At 61.5% G+C, this 23873-nt stretch carries 22 protein-coding genes and 1 tRNA gene; 10 read left to right on the forward strand and 13 right to left on the reverse strand.

Features of this window, described 5'->3' with window-relative positions:
- Positions 1-163: 163 nt before the first annotated feature.
- Positions 164-1372: a pyridoxal-phosphate-dependent aminotransferase family protein gene (locus WAO69_RS16160; RefSeq protein WP_422181008.1), complete on the forward strand. Its 1209-nt coding sequence runs from the start codon at positions 164-166 to the stop codon at positions 1370-1372.
- A 9-nt stretch (positions 1373-1381) separates the two neighbouring features.
- On the opposite strand, the gene WAO69_RS16165 is transcribed toward WAO69_RS16160, so the two are convergent.
- Entirely contained in the window at positions 1382-1621 is a 240-nt protein-coding gene (locus WAO69_RS16165) for a hypothetical protein (RefSeq protein ID WP_422181010.1), read from the reverse strand.
- Positions 1622-1692: 71 nt separating this feature from the next.
- Entirely contained in the window at positions 1693-2814 is a 1122-nt protein-coding gene (locus tag WAO69_RS16170) for a pyridoxal phosphate-dependent aminotransferase (RefSeq protein ID WP_422181012.1), read from the reverse strand.
- Between the two features lie 95 nt (positions 2815-2909).
- On the opposite strand from WAO69_RS16170, the gene WAO69_RS16175 reads away from it, so the two are divergent.
- Together WAO69_RS16175 and WAO69_RS16180 are read left to right on the forward strand one after the other, a co-directional pair.
- Positions 2910-3989, forward strand: coding sequence for an SMP-30/gluconolactonase/LRE family protein (locus tag WAO69_RS16175; RefSeq protein WP_422181014.1), 1080 nt, complete (start codon positions 2910-2912; stop codon positions 3987-3989).
- A 65-nt stretch (positions 3990-4054) separates the two neighbouring features.
- On the forward strand, positions 4055-4840 hold the full coding sequence (locus WAO69_RS16180; RefSeq protein WP_422181016.1) for a crotonase/enoyl-CoA hydratase family protein: 786 nt from the start codon (positions 4055-4057) through the stop codon (positions 4838-4840).
- A 61-nt stretch (positions 4841-4901) separates the two neighbouring features.
- Here the strand turns inward: WAO69_RS16180 and WAO69_RS16185 are convergent, their stop codons facing one another.
- From WAO69_RS16185 to WAO69_RS16195, 3 genes are all read right to left on the reverse strand, one after another.
- Positions 4902-8033 (reverse strand): valine--tRNA ligase, encoded by a 3132-nt coding sequence (locus WAO69_RS16185; RefSeq protein WP_422181018.1) that lies wholly within the window; start codon positions 8031-8033, stop codon positions 4902-4904.
- A 318-nt stretch (positions 8034-8351) separates the two neighbouring features.
- Positions 8352-8975: an HD domain-containing protein gene (locus WAO69_RS16190; protein ID WP_422181050.1), complete on the reverse strand. Its 624-nt coding sequence runs from the start codon at positions 8973-8975 to the stop codon at positions 8352-8354.
- The gene (locus WAO69_RS16195) at positions 8975-9853 is read right to left on the reverse strand and encodes a phytanoyl-CoA dioxygenase family protein (RefSeq protein WP_422181020.1); all 879 of its coding nucleotides are present in this window, start codon (positions 9851-9853) and stop codon (positions 8975-8977) included. Before WAO69_RS16195 ends, WAO69_RS16190 begins: the two co-directional genes overlap by 1 nt.
- 101 nt (positions 9854-9954) lie before the next feature.
- On the opposite strand from WAO69_RS16195, the gene WAO69_RS16200 reads away from it, so the two are divergent.
- From WAO69_RS16200 to WAO69_RS16210, 3 genes are all read left to right on the forward strand, one after another.
- Positions 9955-10827 carry a LysR family transcriptional regulator gene (locus tag WAO69_RS16200; protein WP_422181022.1) on the forward strand — a complete coding sequence of 291 codons (873 nt, stop codon included), beginning with the start codon at positions 9955-9957 and terminating at the stop codon, positions 10825-10827.
- Positions 10828-10890: 63 nt separating this feature from the next.
- The gene (locus WAO69_RS16205; protein WP_422181024.1) at positions 10891-13188 is read left to right on the forward strand and encodes a xanthine dehydrogenase family protein molybdopterin-binding subunit; all 2298 of its coding nucleotides are present in this window, start codon (positions 10891-10893) and stop codon (positions 13186-13188) included.
- Entirely contained in the window at positions 13166-14236 is a 1071-nt protein-coding gene (locus WAO69_RS16210) for a DUF2235 domain-containing protein (protein ID WP_422181026.1), read from the forward strand. Before WAO69_RS16205 ends, WAO69_RS16210 begins: the two co-directional genes overlap by 23 nt.
- Here the strand turns inward: WAO69_RS16210 and WAO69_RS16215 are convergent.
- From WAO69_RS16215 to metF, 3 genes are all read right to left on the reverse strand, one after another.
- The gene (locus WAO69_RS16215; RefSeq protein ID WP_422181028.1) at positions 14233-14919 is read right to left on the reverse strand and encodes a hypothetical protein; all 687 of its coding nucleotides are present in this window, start codon (positions 14917-14919) and stop codon (positions 14233-14235) included. The two genes, WAO69_RS16210 and WAO69_RS16215, sit on opposite strands and share 4 nt — an antisense overlap.
- A gap of 39 nt (positions 14920-14958) precedes the next feature.
- The gene (locus WAO69_RS16220) at positions 14959-15438 is read right to left on the reverse strand and encodes a PaaI family thioesterase (protein ID WP_422181030.1); all 480 of its coding nucleotides are present in this window, start codon (positions 15436-15438) and stop codon (positions 14959-14961) included.
- A 61-nt stretch (positions 15439-15499) separates the two neighbouring features.
- Complete coding sequence (metF, locus tag WAO69_RS16225) at positions 15500-16366, reverse strand: methylenetetrahydrofolate reductase [NAD(P)H] (protein ID WP_422181032.1); 867 nt, start codon at positions 16364-16366, stop codon at positions 15500-15502.
- Between the two features lie 96 nt (positions 16367-16462).
- Here metF and WAO69_RS16230 point away from each other — a divergent pair, with 96 nt between their 5' ends.
- Together WAO69_RS16230 and WAO69_RS16235 are read left to right on the forward strand one after the other, a co-directional pair.
- Entirely contained in the window at positions 16463-17368 is a 906-nt protein-coding gene (locus WAO69_RS16230) for a LysR family transcriptional regulator (protein WP_422181034.1), read from the forward strand.
- A gap of 141 nt (positions 17369-17509) precedes the next feature.
- Positions 17510-18295, forward strand: coding sequence for an inositol monophosphatase family protein (locus WAO69_RS16235; RefSeq protein ID WP_422181036.1), 786 nt, complete (start codon positions 17510-17512; stop codon positions 18293-18295).
- A gap of 3 nt (positions 18296-18298) precedes the next feature.
- Here WAO69_RS16235 and WAO69_RS16240 read toward each other — a convergent pair whose 3' ends face one another.
- Positions 18299-19039: a rhomboid family intramembrane serine protease gene (locus WAO69_RS16240; RefSeq protein WP_422181038.1), complete on the reverse strand. Its 741-nt coding sequence runs from the start codon at positions 19037-19039 to the stop codon at positions 18299-18301.
- A gap of 95 nt (positions 19040-19134) precedes the next feature.
- Between WAO69_RS16240 and WAO69_RS16245 the strand changes: the two genes are divergently transcribed.
- Both WAO69_RS16245 and WAO69_RS16250 read left to right on the forward strand, forming a co-directional pair.
- On the forward strand, positions 19135-19704 hold the full coding sequence (locus tag WAO69_RS16245; RefSeq protein WP_422181040.1) for a tetratricopeptide repeat protein: 570 nt from the start codon (positions 19135-19137) through the stop codon (positions 19702-19704).
- Positions 19705-19750: 46 nt separating this feature from the next.
- Positions 19751-19836, forward strand: a tRNA-Leu gene (locus WAO69_RS16250).
- 33 nt (positions 19837-19869) lie between these two features.
- Here WAO69_RS16250 and WAO69_RS16255 read toward each other — a convergent pair.
- The 4 genes from WAO69_RS16255 to WAO69_RS16270 form a co-directional block, all read right to left on the reverse strand.
- Positions 19870-20916 (reverse strand): Ldh family oxidoreductase, encoded by a 1047-nt coding sequence (locus WAO69_RS16255; RefSeq protein WP_422181042.1) that lies wholly within the window; start codon positions 20914-20916, stop codon positions 19870-19872.
- Between the two features lie 97 nt (positions 20917-21013).
- Positions 21014-21499 (reverse strand): NAD(P)H-dependent oxidoreductase, encoded by a 486-nt coding sequence (locus WAO69_RS16260; RefSeq protein ID WP_422181044.1) that lies wholly within the window; start codon positions 21497-21499, stop codon positions 21014-21016.
- Positions 21500-21502: 3 nt separating this feature from the next.
- Positions 21503-23221 carry a methionine--tRNA ligase gene (metG, locus tag WAO69_RS16265; protein WP_422181046.1) on the reverse strand — a complete coding sequence of 573 codons (1719 nt, stop codon included), beginning with the start codon at positions 23219-23221 and terminating at the stop codon, positions 21503-21505.
- 72 nt (positions 23222-23293) lie between these two features.
- Positions 23294-23873: MFS transporter (locus WAO69_RS16270; protein WP_422181048.1), on the reverse strand; the 580-nt coding region annotated here is incomplete at its 5' end.

Genomic DNA, 23873 nt, shown 5'->3' on the forward strand with positions numbered 1-23873 from the left:
GGCTCCGGCGGATTGCGCAATTGGCGTTCAAGCGGTTTAGAGTGCCTGCCGCTTTGGCGCAAGTAGCGGATGGGTTACGTCGTGGCGCAGCTTTTCCGCACATTGACGCCACCGGCCGCTAGGCTAGGCTTGGCGCACCATCAGTCAGGAAAGACTCCCCCCAATGACATCCAGACCTCAGACCTCGGGCGGACGCGCCTATCTTGCCATTCCGGGTCCATCCGTGGCCCCCGAAGCGGTTTTGCAGGCCATGCATCGCCCCTCACCGAACATCTATGAAGGTGAGTTGATCGACATGATGCCCGCCCTTGTGTCTGATCTGAAATACGTGGCGCGCACCGATCATCAGGTTGCGATATACATCGGCAATGGCCATGCCGCCTGGGAGGCGGCCCTGGCCAACACCATCGCTGAGGGCGAGACCGTGCTGGTTCCGGCGACCGGGCGGTTTGCCCATGGCTGGGCGGATATGGCCGACGGTCTGGGTGCCAGAACGCAGATCCTGGATTTCGGCAAACAGAGCCCCTGGAACATCGAGCGTATCGCCGATGCCTTGCGGGCAGATACCGGGCATCAGATCAAGGCGGTGCTGGCTGTGCATGTCGACACCTCGACCTCGATCCTCAATGACGTTCCCGCCTTGCGTGCTGTTCTGGATGATCTGGGCCACCCGGCGCTGCTGATGGCCGATTGCATCGCCTCGCTGGGCTGTGACCGCTTCGAGATGGATGCATGGGGCGTGGATGTGATGGTCACCGGGTGCCAGAAAGGGCTGATGGTGCCGCCGGGCATGTCATTTGTTTATTTCAACGATCGCGCACAGGCAGCGCGCGCGGGGATGAAGCGGGTCAGCCGCTATTGGGACTGGCAGCCGCGCGCTCATCCCGATCTGTTCTTTCAGTATTTTGCCGGTACCGCGCCCACGCATCACCTCTATGGATTGCGCACCGCGCTCGACATGATCCGGGCCGAGGGGATCGAGAACATCTGGGCACGCCATGACCGTCTTGCCCGTGCGATCTGGGCGGCCTGCGATGCCTGGTCCACCCAAGGCCCATTGCGGATGAATGTCAGCGATCCGGCCCATCGCTCGCGCGCTGTGACCTCGTTGCGACTGGATCCGCCTCAGGCCAGCGATCTGCGTCGATGGGTCGAGGGCCATCTTGGCCTGACGCTGGGTATCGGCCTGGGCATGGCCGAGCCGGGTGATCCGGCCTGGCATGGCTATCTGCGGTTTGGGCATATGGGCCATGTGAACGGCCAGATGATCATGGGGCTGCTTGGCGGGGTCGAGGCCGGTCTGATTGCACTGAACATCCCGCATGGCCAGGGTGCCCTTGAGGCCGCCGCCCATGCGATCGCGGTGACTTAGGCCGTTTCCTCAGGCCTGAGGATCGCGATCCACGCTGCGATGGATGCGCAGCCAGCCGAATATCGGTGTTGTTCCACGCCGAACGGCAAGCCGTTCGATCATGTGATTTAGCGCGATGGCAATCAGCATAACCGCCAGGAAGCCCCAGAGCAGCCAGATGGCGACAAAGACCCAGATAAGGTTGACGCCCAGCATGGTAAGCGCGGCATTGGTGAAATCCGGGGCGCGGCCTGGCTGTCTGTGATCCATCCTGCAATCTCCTGTCGAATCTGCGACAAGATAACGCGGCCATCATCAAAGTCAGGTAAATAACCCGCGATTCAGCTGCCTTGGGCCGCCAGCGCCGCTTCTATGGCCAAGGGGAGTTGCGCGGCAAACGCGTCCAGATCCGCTTTTGATCCGCAACTGATGCGGATGCAGCGGTTTTGCGGAGCTGCAAAAGGCATCCGCACGAACAGCCCCCGCGCGACCAGCCCATCCAGCACCGCTTTGGCGAAGACACCGTCCTGACCACAGTCGATTGTCACGAAATTCGCAGCCGAAGGCAGCGGCAGCAGACTGTTCTCGAGGGCAATCGCCGTGATGCGGTCGCGCGCCGCGCTGATCTCGGCCTGAACATGGGCAAGCCAGTCGTCATCCTGCAACGCGGCCAACGCGCCTGCCTGTGCGGCCCGGTTCATGCCAAAGTGATTGCGGATCTTGTTGAAGGCATCGATCAGCTCGGGTGCCGCCAGCGCATAGCCGACCCGCGCACCCGCCAGGCCATAAACCTTGGAAAAGGTGCGCATCCGGATGACCCGGGGGTCGTCGGCGGCAACCGGGGCCGCGGTCCCTTCGGGTGCACATTCCACATAGGCTTCATCCAGAACCAGCAGACAGCCCGCCGGCAAGGCCTCAAGCGCTTCGACAATGGCGCGCCCGGTATGCCAGCTGCCCATCGGGTTGTCGGGATTTGCCAGATAGACCAGCTTGGCCCCGACTTCTGCGGCCTTGGCGAAGAGGGCCTTTGGATCTTCGTAATCGTCGCGATAAGGGATCTTGTGCAGCACGCCGCCAAATCCGGCCACATGGTAATTGAACGTCGGATAGGCTCCGTCTGATGTGACCACCGCATCGCCCGGCTCGATCACGAGGCGCACAAGATAGCCCAGAAGCCCGTCTATCCCTTCGCCTACCATCACATTGGCTGGCGAAACCCCATGTTTGGCCGCGAGCGCATGGCGCAGGTCATGGCTTTCGGGATCGCCGTATTGCCAGATCTCCGAAGCCGCCACGCGCATCGCTTCGATTGCCTTGGGCGAGGGGCCAAAGACGCTTTCATTGGCCCCGATACGCGCCACAAAGGGCGCGCCGCGTTGGCGCTCCTGGGTCTCGGGGCCGACAAAAGGCACCGTGGAAGGAAGCGTCTGGGCCAGGCGGGTATAGCGAACATGATCTGTCATGACGCGCAGATAAGCCAAAGCCGCGTCGCGCTGCAAGACTTGCCAGTTGGCGTTGGCTGATGCAGGGTCACCTTACTGCCTCAGGAGAATGCGATATGCGGATTGTATTGGGTCTTTTCGTACTTGGCGCGCTCTATCTGCTGTTCTGGCCCGTCCCGGTCGCGCCGGTGGCCTATGATCCGCCCGAGGCTCCCGGTTTTTCCGGGGTCTATGCGCAAAACGACGCCCTCGCGGGGGCCGAATTCATCGCGCTTCCGGATGGCGCACTGGGGCCCGAGGACCTTGCTGTCATGCCCGGGGCGATGGTCTATTCGGCCGCGCTGGACGGCAGGCTCTTTCGGATCGACGGTGCCGCCCCCGAGCTTGTCACCCGACTGGAGGGTCGTCCGCTGGGGCTGGATGCCGGGCCGGATGGGCGGCTTTACATCGCCGACAGCTTTCACGGCATCTACACCTGGGAGCCGGAACATGGTCGCCAGCCCCTCGCCACGCATATCGACGGCAAACCGATCATCTATGCCAACCAGCTCGATGTGGCGCGCGACGACACGGTCTACTTTTCCAACTCCAGCGACCGCTTTGACCCCGAACGGATGGGCGGCACCAAACCAACCTCGGTCATGACCATCTGGGAGCAGTCGGACTCGGGCTATGTCGCGCGCGTCTCCCCGGACGGTCAGGTCGAGAAAATCGCCGAAGGCTTCGTCTATACCAACGGTGTGGCGCTGTCGCCTGCCGAAGACTTCCTGCTGATCGCCGAAACCGGGCGGGCTCGGATCCATCGCCTCTGGCTGAGCGGCGCGCGGGCAGGGGAGCAGGAGATCCTGATCGACAACCTGCCTGGCTATCCCGACAATATCGAAGCCAGCGGAGACGGCACGTTCTGGATCGCCCTTGCCAGCCCCCGCGTTCCGGCCGAAGTTCTGATGCCCTATCCCTTTCTGCGCAAGGTGATCTGGCGGCTGGGCCCATGGGTGCGGCCTGCACCGATCGAAGCCGGGCAGATCATCGAGATCGACATGCAGGGGCGGATTTTGCGCTATCTTCAGGATCCCGAGGGCCGGCTTGGCATCACCACGGGCGGGCGCATGGTGGGGGACGATTTCTATATCATGAGCCTCGATAGCCCGGGTTTCGGCCGCATGCCCGTCAGCGATCTGCCCGCGCGCAAGTAACCTCACGTCGCGCTGGTTTTTGCGCGATGAATGGGCTGAACTGCACCAAAGCTCAGGAGGATCACATGGCACGCGTTTCCGTCAGCTACGACAGCCACATTGCTCATGTCACGCTTACACGTTCGGACAAGATGAACGCAGTCGATGATGACATGATCCACGCAATCATCGCCGCCGGTCAGGAGATTGCCGCGTCAGATGCGCGCGCAGTGGTTTTGTCCGGCGAAGGCAAAGGGTTCTGCGCCGGTCTTGATGTGATGAGCTTTGGCGCGATGGCTGGAGCGGACCCGCAAGAACTGATCATGCCGCGCAGCCACGGAGACACCAACCGCTGGCAGGAAGTCGCGCTGGTCTGGCGCCGCGTCCCGGTTCCGGTGATCGCCGCGCTGCATGGCGTCTGCTACGGCGCGGGGTTCCAACTGGCCCTCGGGGCCGATATCCGCATCGCCACACCCGACACCAAACTGTCGGTGATGGAGATGAAATGGGGGCTGATACCGGATATGGGCGGTATGGTCCTGTTGCCGCAACTGGCACGCTCGGACGTGATCCGCCAACTGACCTATACTGCACTGCCGATTTCGGCCGATCAGGCCCGGGACTGGGGGCTGGTCACATCATTGGCAGATGATGCGCATGCCGCGGCCCTTGAACTGGCCACGGAAATCGCCGGCAAAAGCCCATCAGCGATCCGCGCGGCCAAGCGGCTGATCGCACTGGCCGAAAGCGGGGCCAGCCGCGAAGATGTTTTGCTGGCGGAAAGCCGCGAGCAGGCGGCGCTGGTAGGCAAGGCCGATCAGATGGAAATCATCGCCGCCTCTATGCAAAAACGCGCGCCGGTGTTCAAATAGACGAGCTGTTCAAGTCAGCCCGTCTATTTCCAAAGCACCATGAAGACCCGGTCCCGGGTGCTTATGCCAGTTCGTTCAACCGTTCGATCGCGTCGCGGATCTTGGCCTCTTCCTCCTCGCGTGCGGCCAGATTGGCGCGGGTTTCCTCCACCACGTCATCCGGCGCGCTTTCGACGAATTTCGGATTGTTCAGCCGTCCGCGCAACCCGCCCAACTCCTTGTTCAGCTTGCCCAGCGTCTTTTCCAGCCGTGCCTTTTCTTCAGCGATATCAATGATATCGGCCAGCGGCAAACCAAACTCCGCCCCCTCGGCAGGAATGGTGATCGTGCCTTTCGGGAAGGCCTCGGTCGCAGCCAGGCTTTCGATCCGCGCCAGCCGCGTGATCAGAGGCGCGTTATTGTCCCAGGCCGCCTGTCCGCGCGCATCGATCTGGCGCACCAGCATCGGCACATAGGCACCGGCAGACACATGCATCTGCATGCGGGCCGAGCGAACGGCTTCAATCAGGCCAATCACCCAGTTCATCTCGTGATCCGCCTGCGCATCCACCGGGTCGGCAGGTCCGTAGACCGGCCAATCCCCATGCACCAGCATCTTCGAGCGCGTGCCCGACAGCGACCAAAGCTCTTCGGTGATGAAGGGCATGATCGGATGCAGCAGGATCAGACACTGATCCAGAACCCATTTCATCGTAACCTGCGTTTCGGCCTTGGCAGCGGCATCCTCGCCCTGCAGCAGGGGTTTTGAAAACTCTACATACCAGTCGCAGACCTTGCCCCAGACAAAGGCATAAAGCGTGTTGGCCGCATCATTGAACCGGTACTGAGCCAGCGCATCATCCACATCCGCACGCGCCTTGGCTGTCTCTCCGATGATCCATTTGTTCAGCGTCTGCTGGGGATGGGGGATGCCATCAGCCTCAGCATCAAACACGTCATACATCTCGGCGAACCGGGCAAAGTTCCACAGCTTGGTGCCAAAATTCCGATATCCGGCAATGCGTTGCGTTGACAACTTGAGATCGCGCCCCATCGCCGCCATCGCCGTCAGCGTAAAGCGCACCGCATCCGCGCCATATTCGTCGATCAACTCAAGCGGATCCAGCACATTGCCCAAAGACTTGGACATCTTCTTGCCGCTCTCATCGCGCACCAAGGCATGCACATAGACCGTGTCAAAGGGCTTCTGTCCGACCACGGCATATTGCATCATCATCATCCGGGCGACCCAGAAAAAGATGATGTCAAACCCGGTGACCAGAGTGCTGGTGGGAAAATATTTCCGATAGGCTTCAGTCTCTTCGGGCCAGCCCAGCGTTCCAATGGGCCAGAGGCCGGAGGAGAACCAGGTGTCCAGCACATCAGGGTCGCGCCACACCGGATAGATCAGTCGGGTGGGGTCCTGATGCACACCATATTCGGCCAGGCACTGCGCCAAAGCCTCGGCGGCGGCATGGCGATTGGCCACTTCGATCACCCTGGCATGGTTCAGCGGCATCGGGAGCCCCGCCAGCACATCGTCGAACTGGCCAGCCACCCCGCCGAAATCAGCGCTGCAATGAATGCGTTCTTCCCCGCTCAACAGCGTTTGCGTCGACAACAGGCGCATCATTTCGACAATATCCAGCGCCCTGTCGCCCTCATCATCGGCAAACCCGTGCGCTGCAAGGTCAAATCCGTACCAGACCGGAATCTGGTGCCCCCACCAGAGCTGGCGCGAGATACACCAGGGCTCGATATTCTCCAGCCAGTGGAAATACACCTTGGCATCGCGTTCGGGCAGAATGCGAGTCTCGCCCGTGCGCACCGCATCAATCGCAGGCCCGACGATCTGCGCGGTATCGACAAACCACTGATCCGTCAGCATCGGCTCGATCACCACCTTCGAGCGATCGCCAAAGGGCTGCATGATCGGCTTGTTTTCGACAAAGGGCACAAGTGCGCGCTGCCCGGCCGCATCCGAGGAGTCGTCATCTGCGGCGGGGTTGGGCACCATCACCGCCAGCCCTTCGGCGGTGATATCGGCCACAACGCGTTTGCGCGCCTCGAACCGGTCCAGCCCGCGATACTCCTCGGGGACCAGGTTGATCGCGTCAATCTCGGCTTCGGACAGAACCGCCCCTTCGATGATCGACTGAGCCTTTGCAGCTTCCTCGGCATAGGGCAAACCGTCCGCGCGCATCTGCGCGCGGGTGTCCATCAGCCGATAGCACGGAATGTTCCCGCGCTTGGCCACGCCATAGTCATTGAAGTCATGCGCTCCGGTGATCTTGACCGCACCCGAGCCGAAATCGGGATCAGGATAGTCATCGGTGATGATCGGGATCAGGCGACGATGTTCTTTCGGTCCAACCGGAATTTCACAGAGTTTTCCGACAATTGACGCATAGCGCTCATCTGACGGATGAACTGCAACCGCCCCATCGCCCAACATGGTTTCGGGCCGCGTGGTCGCGATCGATATATAGTCGCGCTCTTCCTCAAGCACGACAGCCCCTTCGGCATCCTTCTCAACATAGAGATAGGTCTCCCCGCCTGCGAGCGGGTATTTGAAATGCCACATATGGCCGGGGGTTTCGATATTTTCGACTTCCAGATCGGAAATCGCGGTTTCGAAATGCGGATCCCAGTTGACCAGCCGCTTGCCGCGATAGATCAGGCCCTTGTCATACATATCCACAAAGACCTTGATGACGGCATCGTGGAAATTCGGGCCTTTGCCCTTTTCGGGATCGCCCGCGGCTCCGCCCATGGTAAAGGCCTCACGCGACCAGTCGCACGAGGCTCCAAGCCGCTTGAGTTGACCAATGATGGTCCCGCGGGATTTGACCTTTTGTTGCCAGACCCGGTCCACAAATGCCGCGCGCCCCATCTCGCTGCGGCTCGGCTCTTGATTGGCGGCCATCTCGCGCTCGGTGACCATCTGGGTTGCGATTCCGGCGTGATCCGTGCCCGGCTGCCAGAGCGTGTCGAACCCGCGCATGCGATGCCAACGGATCAGGATATCCTGCAATGTGTTGTTGAATGCATGGCCCATATGCAGGCTGCCCGTCACATTGGGCGGCGGGATCATGATCGAAAAGGTCTCATTGCGCGATGCATTTGCACCTGCCGCAAAAGCGCCTGTGTTTTCCCAGGCCACATAGAGGCGGTTTTCTGCCTCGGCGGCGTTGAAGGTTTTGTCCATCGTCATGGTCATGATCCCTTGTGGCTTGGGCGTTCATCTAGCGAAGGATGCGCCAGAGGGGAAGGGTGCGAGCCGGGATTCTTGATCGGGCGGATGTTGCGTCGGTGTCGCCGTGGCTTTGGGGTATTTTCGACCAGAAAGAAGCCGGGTGAAAGCGCCCCGATCCCCGCCGGGCGCACCTGTGGCGCTGCTGCAGGGATCGGGGCCACCTCTTCCTGGTACGGTCATCGGCTCCCCAGCCTGTACCGCCCGAACAGGGTGACACGATTCTGGTTAAGAAAGCCTTGCGGTTTCTTTCTGGTCGAAAATACCCCTGCGTGCCGCTCAGTCCGCGCGCGCGGCGGCGACATCCGGGTTCACCAGCGGTTCGCGCACACCCGGGCGCATGACCTGCGGATCATAGGCTTTTCGGTCAAACACCTCGTGCACCATCGGTTCAAAGAAGCTCAGGGGCAGGGTGTCATAGCCCGGATCAAAACTGGCCTGATCCCAGCGCTCGCAAAACGTCGCGCAATCATCGAAATAGGCATGCCCCGCATGGCGATCGCGTTTGTTGCGATCATAGCCCTCCAGATGATGGCCATAATACAGCATCTGGAAATCGCCGTGGGTTTCCACGCACCAGCAACATTGTTCGCGCACGAAAGGCCGCAGGATGGTCGCGGCGTATTCATCGTGGTTATAGGGCGCATAGATATCGCCAATATCGTGCAGCAGCGCCGAGACGACCCAGTCGACATCCGCCCCGTCCCGCCAGGCGCGGCTGGCAGATTGCAACGAATGGCCCAGCCGCGTGACCTGATAGCCCGACAGCCCTTCATCCAGATCCACGAGCGCCTTGAGCAGCCGGTCTGCGGTGCCTTTGGTATAGGCGATCTCATGGTCGGTGAGGAATTCGTAATCTTCCTTCGTGCCGTCCTTCATCTGGGTAAAGCTGACCTTGTCCATCACGCGTAAAGCCCTTTTCTGTTCTGTGCGCCCGCCATCATGGCCTTGGCCTGGGCCGCGCGAATTTCATCGTACAACGCCAGAGCCTCGGGTGCAAAGGTTGCGCGCGGTGGAGCGATGTTTATGAAATTGCCCGTCCGGTCGGCCCCGCGCACCAGCATGGCATAGTCCTTGTCCGCCACCTGCTGGGCGATTTCTGGCGTACAGAAGCGCACCACCGCCGCAATGCGCCGGTCGTCGCTTGTATTCGGCCCCGAGCCGTGAATCGTCAGCCCGTGATGCAGCGAGATCTGTCCCGGTTGCAGTTCGATCGCGACCCTGTCCTCGGCGGCGACATCCACCTGGACTTCCTGGCCGCGCGACAGCAGGTTGTTGTCATCAAACGTATCCATATGGGGCAGGATCGGGTTCTTGTGCGAGGCGAGCGCAAACTCCATGCAGCCCGACGTCATTGTCGCCTCGGATAGGGCCAGCCACATCGTGACCAGCCCGTCAATCGCCCCCAGTCCCCAATAGGTCAGGTCCTGATGCATCGAGACGATCTGCGTGGTGTTGGGCTCCTTTATGAAGAATTCGACCCCATAGACCAGAATATCAGGCCCCAGAATGCCCTCGACCACATCCAGAATGCGTGGATCGGCCCCGATTTTCGCCGCCAGGGGCATCACGCAATGGGCATTGACCCGCTTGTAGGTGTTGAGCGGCAGCGGCAGCCCATTGTCGAGCCATTCTGCTTCCAGTCTTTCAAGGTCGCCGCGCAGCTGTTGTGCCTCTTCGCGCGACATCACCGGTATGGGAAACAGAAATCCGTCCTCCCAGTATTGGGTGACGTCCTGTGGTGAGAGGCGTCCGGCCTCGAGGGAAACGGGATGTGTCATCGGGGTCTCCGGCTGTGTGCCGTATCAGGCTACTACGCGGCGCGCGCGGTTCAGAACGGTATGTCTTGCAGCTCAGGATAAGTTCAGCTTAGCCTGCTTTCATGTCGTCGCGTGTCCCCTCTCTCAACTGGCTGCGAGTCTTCGAAGCCGCCGCGCGCACCGAAAGCTTTGCGCGCGCGGGCCGTGCGCTCAACATGTCTGCCGCCGCCGTCAGCCAGCAGATCAAGGCGCTCGAGGCGCATCTGGGCCAGCCGCTTTTTGCCCGCAGGGCCCATGCCGTGCACCTGACCGAAGCCGGACGCGCCTATCTGCCCGGCGTTCAGCAATCCCTGCAACTTCTGGAAGCCTCGACCGAAGGGCTGTTCGGTACCCGCAGTGAGCAGCCGCTTTATGTCCAGAGCGTCCTGTTGTTTGCCCATGGCATATTGGCTCCGAAACTGGCGGGGTTCACCGCTGCCAACCCCGATATCCGGCTGATCCTGTCCACCGGCAACGTGCCTGCCGATTTCGGCCTGCGCTTCAATGATCTGCAGATCGTCTTCGGCCCGCCCTCGGCCTATGGCGCGGCCCATGACACGCTTCTGAGCGAGCGTCTTTTTCCGGTGGCCAGCCCCGATATCGCCGCCGAGATCGACACGGCAGAAGATCTGATCCGCTTTCCGCTGATCGAGGTCGCGACCCATCGTGCCGGCTGGCCACATGTTCTGGACAGCCTTCGCTTGCCGGCCCATGGCGCGCGGCTGACCTTTGCCGACAGCACCGTGATGGCCGCAACGCTGGCGGCCCATGGACTTGGCATCGCCCTTGCGCGCGCGCCTGCCAGTGATCTTGCCGTGGCGCAGGCCGGTCTGGTGCCCTGTTTACCCGACATCAGCATCGCGGGGCATGACAGCTATCATCTGGTTTACGACGATCTCGCCAGCCTGCGCCCTGCCGCAAGGCGCTTTCGGGACTGGCTTTTGGATATCCCATGATGCGGCTGGACATTGCCGTCTCCGGGGCTAGTGTCCGCGTCAAGCAATCACAAGAGGTCAGTCATGGATAAGTTTGGCAAAAGCCAGCCCGTCAAACGGGTGGAAGATGTGCGGTTTTTGACCGGGCAGGGCCGATATGTCGATGACACGGCACCCGAAGGCGCGCTGCATGCGTTCTTTTTCCGCAGCCCCGTCGCTCATGGTGAGATTGTCGAACTGGATCTGAGCGATGCGCGTGACGCCGACGGCGTGCATCTGGTGGTCACCTGCGAGGACCTCGAAGCCGCCGGTATTGACATCGCCATGGCCGGGGCGCTGATGAAAAACCGGGATGGAACGAACGGGGCCGCGCCCCTGCGTCCGATGCTTGCCAAGGGCCGCGTGCGCTATGTCGGTGAGGCCGTGGTGATGATCGTCGCCGAAACCATGGCGCAAGCTCGCGATGCGGCCGAGATGATCGTTTTTGATACCAATGACTTGCCGGTCAAAATGGATGTTGCACCTGGGGGTGAGGAGATCCATCCCGAAGCGCCGGGAAACCTGGCTCTGGACTGGGGCATGGGCGATGAGGCTGCGACCGAGGCCGCCTTTGCGGCGGCTGCGAGAACCGTCTCGCTCGAGATCGACGACAATCGTGTGATCGTCAACTCGATGGAGCCGCGCGGCTGCTGGGCTCAGATGGAAGAGGGGCGTTTGCACCTGTCCTACAACGGTCAGGGCGTCTGGGGCATGAAGGACCGCCTTGTCAAAGCCATGGGGATGCAGGCCGATGATATTCGTGTCACAACCCAGGATGTGGGTGGTGGATTTGGCATGAAGGCCATGGCCTATCCCGAATATTTTTGCGTCGCCCACGCGGCGCGCGCTTTGAGCCGCCCCGTGCGCTGGATCTCCGAGCGCACCGAAGCCATGCTCAGCGACAATGGCGGGCGCGATCTGGTCTCGGTGGCCGAACTGGCCTTTGACGAGACCAACAAGATCACCGCCTACCGGGTGAAAACCCGTTGTAATCTGGGTGCTTACAACTCGCAGTTCGCCCAGGCCATCCAGACCCAGCTGTTCAGCCGTGTGTTGATGGGTGTCTATGATGTCCAGACCACATGGTTGCATGTCGAGGGTTACTATACCAACACCGTCACCGTGGATGCCTATCGCGGGGCCGGTCGGCCCGAGGCGATCTATGTGCTGGAACGGGTCATGGACAGGGCCGCGCGCGAACTGGGCGTCGATCCTTGGGAACTGCGCCGCCGCAACTTTATCCGGCCCGAACAATTCCCCTACAAGGCTGCCACTGGCGAGACATATGACGTTGGTGATTTCAACAAGGTCCTCAGCCGCGCCGCGATCGAGGCCGATCAGGCCGGTTACGCGGCGCGCGTCAAGGCGGATGCCGAACGGGGTCTGATCCGCGGTCAGGGCCTGTGTTATTACATCGAAAGCATTCTGGGCGATCCATCTGAGGGCGCGCGCATCGCCTTCAACGAGGATGGCACGGTTTCGATCTTCGTGGGCACCCAGTCTAACGGGCAGGGACATGAAACCGTCTATGCCCAGTTCCTGTCGGATCAGACCGGCATTCCCGCCGATCTGATCACCGTGGTGCAAGGCGACAGTGACCTCATCAAACAGGGGGGCGGGACTGGTGGATCGCGCTCGGTCACGGTGCAGAACAATGCCACGCTGGTGACCGTGTCCAAGATGATCGAAAGCTTCACGCCCTATCTGGCCGAGAAGATGGGCGTTGAGGCAGACAAGGTCAGCTTTGATGACGAGGCTTTCCGCGCCCCCGGCTCGAACCTCACGCCGACCTTTCTGGAAGCTGCCGAAATGGCGCGCCAGGACGGGCGCAGCGACCTGCTGAGCCATGAAAGCCGCGCAACGCTCGAGGCGCGCAGCTTTCCCAACGGTGCCCATGTGGCCGAGATCGTGATTGATCCCGAGACCGGGGTTCTGACTGTGGATCGCTATACCGTGGTTGACGATTTTGGAAACCTTATCAATCCCTTGTTGGCCGAAGGTCAGGTTCATGGCGGTGTGGTTCAGGGCATCGGGCAGGCGGTGACCGAACATGTGGTCTATGACGAGGATGGCCAGCTGCTCACGGCAACGTTCATGGACTATGCCTTGCCACGCGCCGATGACGTACCCATGATCGGCTTTACCTCGGAACCGGTGCCCTCCACGGCCAATATCATGGGCATGAAGGGATGCGGCGAAGCAGGGACTGTCGGCGCTCTGGCGGCCATCGCCAATGCCGTGCAGGACGCGCTCTGGGATCGTGGGATCCGGCAAGTGGACATGCCGTTCACGCCGCTCAAGGTTTGGGAACTGCTACAGGATGACGCGATCGCGGCTGAGTGACAGGGTCTTTGGATGGTTCGCAGGCAGGTTTGCCTCCGGCCATTCCAAATCCGTTCCCATGCGTGGGCCGCAGGCCCATGTGATCATCCTGGACGGCACGATGTCCACGCTGGACCCGGGGCATGAAACCCACGCGGGCATGACCTATCGGCTCTGTCAGGAAATGGGCAGCGCGATATCGCTTTACTACGAGGCTGGGGTGCAATGGCCCAGCTGGAGGCATACGCTGGATGTGATGATGGGGCGCGGCCTCAATCGCCAGATCCGCCGCGCCTATGGATATCTCGCGTCGCGTTATCGCCCCGGCGATACGATCTATCTGATCGGCTATTCGCGCGGCGCATTCGCGGTGCGCTCGCTGGCGGGCGTGATCGACCGCGTCGGTCTTCTGCGCGCCGAACATGCGACCGAGCGCAATATCACGACCGCCTATCGCTATTACCAATGCAGCCCCGACAGCCCCGGTGCGAAAGCGTTCCGCGACGCGTTCTGCCATCCGGAAACCTTGGTTGAAATGATCGGGGTCTGGGACACGGTCAAGGCGCTGGGTCTGCGCCTGCCGCTGCTCTGGCGTCTGGCCGAGCAGCGCCACGGCTTTCACGATCACAAACTGGGAGAGCACATCCGCCATGGCTATCAGGCGCTCGCTCTGGATGAAACGCGCGAGGTCTATGAGCCTGTCTTGTGGGAATGTCCCCAAAGTTGGCCGGGCCGGCGGGTTCAGCAGGTCTGGTTCATGGGCACCCATGGCGATGTGGGCGGACAGTTGAACGGGTTTGAAGACGCGCGGCCTTTGGCCAATTTCTCGTTGGTATGGATGCTGGAAAGGGCCGAGTCCTGCGGGTTGGCATTGCCCGCAGGATGGGCGGAACGGTTCCCCTGCGACGCCACCGCCCCGTCGGTCGGGACGTGGCGCGGCTGGGGCAAGATCTTTCTGCTGCGCCACCGTCGCGTGATCTGTCAGGATGTCTCGGAAAGCCTGCATGAAAGTGTGCGCAACCGGCCCGGCGCTCTGTCGGGGGCCGCTGTTGTGCAAAGCCCGGGTTAGTCTCCCGCCAGGAACAGAAACATCTGCCACGTCCCGCTTTCGCGCGTGAACAGGGCCCGATAATCCACCACCGATCGCAGCTGATCCCGCCGTACGAAACCCTCTTGTCCATTGCCGCGCTCGACCTTGCGAAACCGTTTCGGTTCGTTTTCCTGATAAACGGCCAGCAGCACCTCGTGATCCATGCGCGCCACGATCTTCGACAACCCGTTGGGACGCGCCCGCAGGGGCACATCGGTGCCGATCACGAAGAAGGTGTCATATGGCGTGAACTGTTCCGGCAGGTCGACGGCGGCAGTATAGGGCGCATAAAACGTGCCATCGTCCTGAAATGCGCCGCCACCGCGCAACACGGTTTCCAGCGCCCCCCAGTATTCGGCGCGCATTTCACCTGCCTGATCTCGATACTCTGGCGACAGCAGCTCTGACGGAACGGTCAGAAACCGCACAAAGGCCTCATGACCCGCATCGCCGCCAAAGCTCAGCTCTACATCCGGGCTGACGAAGTCCAGCATCGCGGGGATGTCGCGTGCCAGCACGGCCTTGAGGAACGCGTCGCGATAGGCGACGAAACCGGGCTGTTGCTGGGCCTGGTCAAATGGCGCGACGCGCAGGACTTCGGCGGAAAGGGGCGTGGCGCTCAGGCTCAGCCCCAGAAGGGCGGCATGCAATAGGTGTTTCATCTCGCCAGACTGGCGCGAAACGGGTCCGGTGCCAAGACGTCAGTCCATTTTCATGATGATGCAGGTTGTTGTGCCGGTGGCGTAAAGCTTGCCATCCTCCACGCCGCGTATCTCGCCATGCGCTACCCCGGTCCGGCGGCCCGCATGATCCACGATGCCTTCGCACTCGATCATCATGCCGATTGGAATGGGGCGCAGAATGCTGATCTTGTATTCAAGCGTGGTGTAAACCGACCCCTTGGGCACTTTGGTCATCACCGCGCAGGCCATGGCGCTGTCCAGAAGCGTGCCATACCAGCCGCCATGCACGGCCCCTGTCGGATTCGTGGTGCTGAATGAAGGCGCGCCGCGAAACACCACCCGTCCGTCTTCTACAAGATGCACGCTATACCCCAGGGACTCGCCGATGGGCGGACCCATGATCTCTCCGGCGGCCATACGGGTCATGAACTCCAACCCGGACATGGACAGGATGTCCTCGGGACTTGGCAGATCCGCAAGGGATTTGGCGAATGGCATGGGCGTTCTCCGATCTGACCTTGGACCGGAAACCTATCAGCGCGCAGCGGCCTCGCAATGATTACGCAACGTTCTCCAGTTGCACCTTGGGCAGTACACCCAGCGCGTGGCAGACATCGCGGGTCAGTTCTGGCCGGTTGAGCGTGTAGAAATGCAGATTCTCCACCCCGCCATCCAGAAGCTCACTGCACAGCTCGGTGCAGATGGCCGTGGCCAGAAGGTCTTCGCGCCCGTCGCGGACCGCCTTCTCAAAGGCCTCTTCCACCCATGCCGGGATCGTGGTGCCACAGCGCAGGGCGAAATTGCGCGCGCCTTTCCAGTTCTCGATCGGCAGAATGCCTGGCGTGATCGGCGCATCGATCCCGGCCTTTTCGCAGGCATCACGGAACCGAAAGAATGTCTCGGCCTCAAAGAAGAATTGCGTCAGCGCCTCATTCGCTCCGGCATCGATCTTACGCTTGAGCCAGTCCACATCGGCCTGTGCGTTGGCAGCTTCGGGGTGCACATCGGGATAAGCACCCACACGGATGTTGAACCGGCCGGTCTCGGCCAGCGCCGCGATCAGCTCGCAAGAGGTGTCAAACCCCTCAGGATGCGGTTTGAACTGACCTTCGCCCTTTGGCGGATCGCCCCGCAGCGCCACGATATCGGTCACACCGGCTGCGGCAAAGCCATCTGCAATCGCCATGGTTTCCGCTCGTGATGCATTCACACAGGTCAGATGCGCCGCAACCCGCAGGCCCGAAGACTTATGCAGCGTCGCCACCGCTTCGCGTGTCAGATCCCGCGTGGTGCCGCCTGCGCCATAGGTGACAGAGACAAAGCGCGGGTCCAGCGGAGCCAGCGTCTGCACCGTGTCCCAAAGACGAAAGGACGCCTCCAGAGTTTGCGGAGGAAAGAATTCGAAGGACACTTTTGGGGCAGACATAAACGAACACCTCTCGTTGAGTTTCATTCTTGTCGCACGGGCCGTGTTGTGAGACAATTTCATAATACTCAACAACAACATGAGTGAGACGATAGGTTGCATATCGAATTCCGGCATCTGCGCACGATCAAAGCCATCCATGACACTGGCGGTCTGGCCCGCGCCGCCGAGACGCTCCACATCACGCAAAGCGCGCTGAGCCATCAGATCAAGGGGCTTGAAGACCAGACCGGGGTCGAGCTCTTCGTGCGCCGCTCCAAGCCGATGAAGCTGTCGGCAGCGGGCATGCGTCTGTTGCGCCTGGCCAACCAGATCCTGCCCCAGGTCGAGGCCGCGCAGGAAGAGTTCTCGAACCTGCGCGACGGCACTGCCGGGCGGATGCATATCGCCATTGAATGCCACGCCTGTTTCGAATGGCTTTTTCCCGTGCTCGAGGGGTTTCGCAAGACCTGGTCGGATGTGGATGTCGATATCCGCCCCGGCCTGGCCTTTGACGCGCTGCCGGCGTTGCAAAAGGAAGAGGTGGATCTTGTCGTGTCCTCGGATCCTGAAGATCTTGCAGGTGTGGAGTTCGTCAAACTCTTTGATTACGCACCGGTTTTCGTGGCCTCGTCCCAGCATGCGCTGGCCCAGAAGCCCTTTGTCGAGGCCGCGGATTTTCGCGACCAGACCCTGATTACCTATCCCGTGGAACGCTCGCGGCTGGACGTGTTCAGCCAGCTTCTGATTCCGGCCAAGGTGGAACCGGCGGCGATCCGGCAGGTCGAACTGACGGCTGTGATCCTGCTGTTGGTGGCCTCCAACCGGGGTGTATCGGTTCTGCCCGACTGGGTGGTGCGCGAGGTCAAGTATTCCTCGGATTACGTGACCCGTCCTCTGACCGCAAAGGGGCTGACGCGCACGCTCTATGCGGCGGTGCGCAGTGAGGATCGCGACAAGCCGTTCATGCAGCGTCTGATCGAGCTTGCCCGCATCGAGGCCAGGCACCTGCAGGAGGCGTGATCTGTCCGCCCTGTCGGGCGGGCGCCTGCGGCGCACGTATTTCCGGCAAGAAGAAGCAGCCGGCGCGGCGGGTGGGTTTAGGCCTTGGCAAGAAGAGCCCCCTTGCGTATACGCGCGGCCTGACATCAAGGAGCCCCTCGCATGGTCGGCAGCGCGAATCTCAACATCATGGTCAAAGCGGCGCGCAAGGCGGGCCGATCGCTGGTCAAGGATTTCCGCGAGGTCGAGAACCTGCAGGTTTCGGTCAAAGGGGCCGGAGATTTTGTCACCAAGGCCGATCTGGCATCGGAAGCGATCCTGAAGGAAGAGCTGTTGGGCGCGCGCCCGACCTATGGCTGGCTGGCCGAAGAGGGCGGGGAGATCGAAGGGCAGGATCCCACCCGCCGCTGGATCGTCGATCCGCTGGATGGCACCACGAATTTCCTGCATGGTCTGCCTCATTGGGCAATTTCCATCGGGCTTGAGCACAAGGGCCAGATCGTGGCCGGAGTGATCTTTGATCCGGCAAAGGAAGAGATGTTCATCGCCGAAAAAGGCACCGGTGCGTTCCTGAATGACACGCGGATGCGGGTATCGGCGCGCAACAAGATGATCGAATGTATCTATGCCACCGGTCTGCCGTTTGGCGGGCGCTCGGATTTGCCGGCGACGCTACAGGATCTGGCGCGTTTGATGCCGGTCTGCGCAGGTGTGCGCCGCTGGGGGTCTGCGGCTCTGGATCTGGCCTATGTCGCCGCTGGCCGGTATGACGGGTTCTGGGAGCGTCGTCTGAACGCATGGGATCTGGCGGCCGGTCTGATCATCCTGCGCGAAGCGGGTGGGCTGGCCGAGCCGATCCTGCCCAATGGCAATATCATCGGGGATGGCGAAGTTGTTGCCGCCAATGAGGTGATGTTCGACAGTTTCGCGAAGATCATCCGCGGCTAAGCGTCATTTACGCAGTTTCGGTATCCGGCTTTCCACGAAGCTGTAGCGCGCGTCCGGATGGGGCGGGTGGCCATCGGTTCTGTTCCAGAACGCCGTGCCGCCGCGTCTGCGCCAGAGCGGGATCGCCGCGATCAGCCCTGCGATGAAACCGCCCGCATGGGCCCAATAGGCCACACCGCCTTCATCGCCGGAACTGGAAAGACCGCCGAGAACCTGCAGACCCATCCAGAGGCCCAGCATGATCCAGGCGGGGATCGGCAGGATGCGGAAAAAGACGATGAAGATGATCAGGATATCGACCTTGGCCTTGGGGAACATCAGCAGATAGCCCCCCATCACCCCTGCGATCGCGCCGGATGCGCCGATGGTCGGGATATTCGAAAACGGTGCTGCCACCACCTGCATCAGACCAGCCGCAACTCCGGTTGCCAGGTAGAACAGCAAGAAGCGGCCGTGGCCAAGCTCGTCTTCCATGTTGTCGCCAAAAATATACAAAAACAGCATGTTCCCTGCCAGATGCATGAAGCCGGCATGCAGGAACATCGACGAGATCAGCGTATGCAATTCTTGTCCCGAGCTGATTTCGTAAGGCACGATCGCCCAGGCGTTGTAAAGCTGGAAGATCGCGCGATCATCGGCCTGGATCGGCAGACATGCCAGGAAAATGCCGATGTTCAGCGCCATCAGCATATAGGTGACATAGGGCGTACGCCCGGACGGATTGTGATCTCGGATGGGGAACATGAAAGTCAAGCTGGCGCTGGGACCCGTCCGGGTCAAGAGTATTTCGTGCAGCTTTCTGACTTGATTTTTCGGCGCGATGCGCCAGCCTTTGGTTCATGAGATATCCACCGATCGCATTGACGCTTTCGGCCAGCCTGTTGGCCGCTCCGCTCTGGGCCGAGACCTGCCCGGCACCGCCGGACCATTCCGCTGCTCTGGATGCCTTGCTTGAGCAGATGACAGAGGCCCGCAACGAGATGGCAGGGCGCGCCTTGTCAAACCAGATGTGGGAACTGTGGACCGATGCGCCCGACGAGGCCGCGCAGGCGCTTCTGGATCGTGGGATGCGGGCGCGCTCGGGCTATGATTTCCTGGGTGCGATCGATGCGTTCGATCGGCTGGTCGAATATTGCCCCGATTATGCCGAGGGCTATAACCAGCGCGCATTCGTTTACTATCTGAGCCATAACTTCGCTGCCGCGCTCGAGGATCTGGACCGCACGCTCGAGCGCTCGCCGCGCCATGTCGGGGCGCTTTCGGGCAAGGCGCTCTCGCTGGTGGGGCTGGGGCGGCTGGACGAAGCGCGCGAGGCTCTGAACTCTGCGCTGGCGCTCAATCCCTGGCTGTCCGAGCGTGCCCTGATGGCACCGGGCGGTCCTCTGGAGCCCAAGGGCAAAGATATCTGATCAGCACTTTTCCTTGCCCACGCAGACGGTTAAGGTCGCATGGCTGGCCCGCGTGGTGGAATGGTAGACACAGGGGACTTAAAATCCCCAGGCCTGACGGCCGTGCCGGTTCGAGTCCGGCCGCGGGTACCAGCAGGAGGGCGCAACGTGTCGCGCCGTTCCGGCTTAAAGGTCCGGCACCTCCACCCCATGGTCCTGCGCCAAGGTCATGATTGTTTCCCAGATCTTGCGCGGCACCATCAAGGGTTGGCCCTGGGAGGCGGCATGGAGCGCACGTTCACGTTCGCCCGGGATCTGCACCGGTTCGGCCTCCCTTTGCGGGGCCGAAGCTCTGATCTCGGAAAGTATTTCCTCGGCCACCCGTTGCATCGCGTGCGCTTGATTGAAACTGCGGCAATCCACGGCCAGCACCAACCAGTTGATTTCGCCCTTTTCAACAGGACCCAGCATCGCTTCGCCGATCAGTTCGGCGATCAACGCCATACCATACCCCAGCGGCCCTCCCTTGGGCAGGATCGCACCGCCGTCAAAATAGTCCTGCGGATCGCAGGATGGCGCGCCATGGCGATCGAGGATGAGACCTTCGGGCAGGGAGACTCCGGCCGCCCGCGGGGCATAGATCCAACCGCCTGCCGCTTGCGATGTGGCGATATCAATGATCACGGGACCCAGATCGCCCCCCGGCATCGCGATGCAGAACGGGTTGGTCGGCAACATCGCTTCGCGCCCGCCGTAAGGGGCCACCATCCGCCATGTCTTGCGGTTGCCCCCGCCCAGCGTGATCGACAGGCAGTGCCGATTTGCGGCTATGTCGCCGAACGCGCCAAGCCGTCCGGTATGGCCTGCGCCCAGCAGGCCCACGGCCGCAAGCCCTGTCTGCTGAGCCTGCTCAACAGCCAGTTCATGGGTGCGCCGCATGGCTGGAATACCGATGCCACCTTGTGCATTGATCATCAGGACAGTGTCCGACAAGCGGTTCACAATCGGTCGGGCCGTGGGGATGACGGTGCCGTCCAACATTTCGCGCATGTACTGGATCGTTCGCACAAAGCCATGGGATTCGACCCCACATTGATCGGCTTCAATCAAATGTCCGGCTACTTCGGCCGCCACATCCGGCCCGGCCCCGGCGGCTTCAAAAAGCCCCTGTGCAAGCTTTGACGCGGTGTCGGGCGGGACCGCCACACGATCCTCGACGTGCAATTTGCCCATGAAGCGGGTCTCTCCCTCCTGCATATCGGGCCAAGACTATCGAGAAGCACAAAAAACGCAAAGTGTCAGATTGAGACTAACGCCGTGGCGGGACCTGTCAAAACGCCCCCATCTGCAAGCCGGCACCCACAGCGGCTCCCAAATCACGGCAGTCTTGCAGGTCTTTCTCGGCAATGGTTTTTTCAGCCAGAATCGTGTCTGCCGTCTGTGCCCGGGTGTTGATGATCAGCGCTGGCTGGACTTCTTTCAAACGCCAGCCTGTGGCGATGCGGGCAAGTTGGCGCGCCGCGTTTCTGCCATCTGATCCGGCACAGATCATCTGCGCATAGGCGCGCCCTTCGATCTGGCCCAACACAGGATAGTAGCAGCGGTCGAAGAATTCCTTCATCTCTCCCGAAAGCGCGGCAAGATTTTCCGGCGCGCAAAAGATATAGCCATTCGCCGCCAACATATCCTTGGCCGTTGCGTCCTGCGCACGCGTGATCACGGTCTCACACTCGTCCCGCGCCGCCTCCGCCGCCGCCTGTGCCATCTGCGCGCTGCCCCCGGTGCGGGAGTGCCAGACGATGAGCAGCCGCGCCATGGCTCAGTCCCGCGTGCCCGAAAAGCGCGTGGCCCAGTCTTCGCGCTGCTCATCGGTGATCTTGGCAAACAGCACATCGTGCACCGCAAACGCGTGGCCCGCGGGAAGCGCGTTCAGCGCGGCGGCCATGTCCGAGGGCCAGCTCATGTCAAGCGTGTTCATCGCGCTGAGCATCCGCGCGGCCGCATCGGGGATGAACGGGGCGGAAAGCACGGCGTAAAGGCGGATCAGGTTCAGGCCCATGCGCACCTGCATGGCGGCGGTTTCGGGGTCTTCCTTGAACGTGGACCAGGGCGCCGCGCTTTGCAGATATTCATTGCCGGCAACCCAGATCGCGCGGAGTTCTTGCGCGGATTTGCGGACCTCCATCGTTTCCATGAAGCCTTCATAAGCCGCCAGGCGGCGGCTCAACTCGCTTATCAGCGCCTCTTCCTGGGCACCATATGCGCCGCCTTCTGGCACGGTTTCACCGAATTTCGAGCGGCAGAACTTGGTGATGCGGCTGACGAAATTGCCCAGCACATCGGCCAGATCCTTGTTCACCGAGGCCTGGAAATTCTCCCAGGTGAATTCGCTGTCCGAGCTTTCGGGCGCATGGCTCAGCAGCCACCAGCGCCAGTAATCCGCCGGAAGGATCTCAAGTGCCTGATCCATGAACACGCCGCGCCCCTGGCTGGTCGAGAACTGGCCTCCGTCATAGTTCAGGTAATTGAACGACTTGATGTAATCGACCATCTTCCACGGTTCGCCCGAGCCGATCATCGTGGCCGGAAAGCTGAGCGTGTGGAACGGCACATTGTCCTTGCCCATGAACTGGGTATAGCGCACGTCATCCGCGCCCTTGTCGGTGCGCCACCAGCGTTCCCATTCGGCGTCATCGCGGCCCGTGGCCTCGGCCCATTCGGCGGCGCAGGCGATGTATTCGATGGGGGCGTCGAACCAGACATAAAAGACCTTGCCTTCCATGCCCAGCCAGTCCTGATCGCCCTTCTTGACGGGAATGCCCCAGTCCAGATCGCGGGTGATGCCGCGGTCCTGCAGGCCGTCGCCGTCATTGAGCCATTTCTTGGCGATCGAGGTGGTTAGGATGGGCCAGTCGGTTTTCGAGCTGATCCAGGCATCCAGTTGATCACGCAACTCGGACTGGCGCAGGTAGAGGTGCTTGGTCTCGCGCACTTCCAGATCGGTCGATCCGGATATCGCGCTGCGTGGCTCGATCAGGTCGGTGGGGTCCAGCTGCTTGGTGCAGTTCTCGCATTGATCGCCGCGCGCCTTGTCATAGCCGCAGTTGGGGCAGGTACCCTCGATGTATCGATCCGGCAGAAAGCGGCCATCGGCATTGGAATAGACCTGTTTCTCGCTGACTTCGCGGATCAGCCCGGCCTCGGCCAGACGGCCTGCGAAATGTTGGGTGAGCCTGTGGTTCTGCGGCGAGGAGGAGCGGCCGAAATGATCAAAGGACAGCCCGAATCCGGTCGCGATCCCGGCCTGAACGGCGTGCATCTCGCGGCAATATTCATCGACCGGTTTGCCGGCTTTGGCAGCGGCCAGTTCTGCGGGCGTGCCATGCTCGTCCGTGGCACACAGAAACAGCACCTCATTGCCGCGCGCGCGCTGATAACGGGCGAACAGATCGGCGGGCAACTGACTGCCGACAAGATTGCCCAGATGCTTGATCCCGTTGATATAGGGGATCGCCGAAGTGATGAGGTGACGCGTCATGGGTCTGCCTTGGATCGGTGCGTGGATATGCTGTGCCGCTTTAGCGGATTGCCTGCCAAGTGACCAGACGGCTCAGGGTGTGTCGTCGCGATCCTTGCGCTCGCGCTGCGCGCCCATGAGCCGCCCGATGATAAAGCTGGTGCGGGGCGCATAGACGAAACTGGTGCGTTCCCTGCGCGTGGGGCGCGCGCGCATCCGGGTCAGCCCGAAGATCACCAGCACAACATGTCCAACCGAAATCAGCGCGAACAGGGCTGCCGGACCATAGGCCTCGATCAGTACCGAGGCCACATAGGGCGCTGCAATCGCGCCAGCGGCAAACCAGAACATCAGCGCTGCCGAGAGTTCGACACGCTCATGGCTTTCGGCAAAATCATGGGCATGGGCGGCGGCGACCGAATAGATCGGGAAACTGGTAAAGCCGAATAACCCGGCTGCCAGCATGACTCCGGTGGTGCCAAGGTTCTGGGTGGCCACCGTGACGCCGCAACTCATTACGGCTGCCACCGAGAGCCAGATCAGCACCCAGCGCCGGTCGTATTTGTCCGCAAGCCAGCCAACGGGATATTGCGCGATCGCCCCGCCCAGCACGAATGCGGCCAGGAACCAGGCGATCTGATCCACGCTCAGCCCGACCTCCTGACCATAGAGC

The organism is Aestuariivita sp., assembly GCF_049276915.1.
Lineage (GTDB): Bacteria > Pseudomonadota > Alphaproteobacteria > Rhodobacterales > Rhodobacteraceae > Aestuariivita.

What these genes read in the sequence shown, in the direction of transcription:
- WAO69_RS16190 (WP_422181050.1), bottom strand. Translation starts at nt 8,975, where the DNA reads ATGGACAAGGTCAGCTTTACCCAGATGAAGGACGGCACGAAGGAAGAT.
- WAO69_RS16260 (WP_422181044.1), bottom strand. Translation starts at nt 21,499, where the DNA reads ATGGCGCGGCTGCTCATCGTCTGGCACTCCCGCACCGGGGGCAGCGCG.
- WAO69_RS16180 (WP_422181016.1), top strand. Translation starts at nt 4,055, where the DNA reads ATGGCACGCGTTTCCGTCAGCTACGACAGCCACATTGCTCATGTCACG.
- WAO69_RS16235 (WP_422181036.1), top strand. Translation starts at nt 17,510, where the DNA reads ATGGTCGGCAGCGCGAATCTCAACATCATGGTCAAAGCGGCGCGCAAG.
- WAO69_RS16205 (WP_422181024.1), top strand. Translation starts at nt 10,891, where the DNA reads ATGGATAAGTTTGGCAAAAGCCAGCCCGTCAAACGGGTGGAAGATGTG.
- WAO69_RS16160 (WP_422181008.1), top strand. Translation starts at nt 164, where the DNA reads ATGACATCCAGACCTCAGACCTCGGGCGGACGCGCCTATCTTGCCATT.
- WAO69_RS16200 (WP_422181022.1), top strand. Translation starts at nt 9,955, where the DNA reads ATGTCGTCGCGTGTCCCCTCTCTCAACTGGCTGCGAGTCTTCGAAGCC.
- WAO69_RS16255 (WP_422181042.1), bottom strand. Translation starts at nt 20,916, where the DNA reads ATGGGCAAATTGCACGTCGAGGATCGTGTGGCGGTCCCGCCCGACACC.
- WAO69_RS16240 (WP_422181038.1), bottom strand. Translation starts at nt 19,039, where the DNA reads ATGTTCCCCATCCGAGATCACAATCCGTCCGGGCGTACGCCCTATGTC.
- WAO69_RS16195 (WP_422181020.1), bottom strand. Translation starts at nt 9,853, where the DNA reads ATGACACATCCCGTTTCCCTCGAGGCCGGACGCCTCTCACCACAGGAC.
- WAO69_RS16165 (WP_422181010.1), bottom strand. Translation starts at nt 1,621, where the DNA reads ATGGATCACAGACAGCCAGGCCGCGCCCCGGATTTCACCAATGCCGCG.
- WAO69_RS16185 (WP_422181018.1), bottom strand. Translation starts at nt 8,033, where the DNA reads ATGACGATGGACAAAACCTTCAACGCCGCCGAGGCAGAAAACCGCCTC.
- WAO69_RS16220 (WP_422181030.1), bottom strand. Translation starts at nt 15,438, where the DNA reads ATGCCATTCGCCAAATCCCTTGCGGATCTGCCAAGTCCCGAGGACATC.
- WAO69_RS16245 (WP_422181040.1), top strand. Translation starts at nt 19,135, where the DNA reads ATGAGATATCCACCGATCGCATTGACGCTTTCGGCCAGCCTGTTGGCC.
- WAO69_RS16175 (WP_422181014.1), top strand. Translation starts at nt 2,910, where the DNA reads ATGCGGATTGTATTGGGTCTTTTCGTACTTGGCGCGCTCTATCTGCTG.
- WAO69_RS16215 (WP_422181028.1), bottom strand. Translation starts at nt 14,919, where the DNA reads ATGAAACACCTATTGCATGCCGCCCTTCTGGGGCTGAGCCTGAGCGCC.
- WAO69_RS16170 (WP_422181012.1), bottom strand. Translation starts at nt 2,814, where the DNA reads ATGACAGATCATGTTCGCTATACCCGCCTGGCCCAGACGCTTCCTTCC.
- metG (WP_422181046.1), bottom strand. Translation starts at nt 23,221, where the DNA reads ATGACGCGTCACCTCATCACTTCGGCGATCCCCTATATCAACGGGATC.
- metF (WP_422181032.1), bottom strand. Translation starts at nt 16,366, where the DNA reads ATGTCTGCCCCAAAAGTGTCCTTCGAATTCTTTCCTCCGCAAACTCTG.
- WAO69_RS16210 (WP_422181026.1), top strand. Translation starts at nt 13,166, where the DNA reads ATGACGCGATCGCGGCTGAGTGACAGGGTCTTTGGATGGTTCGCAGGC.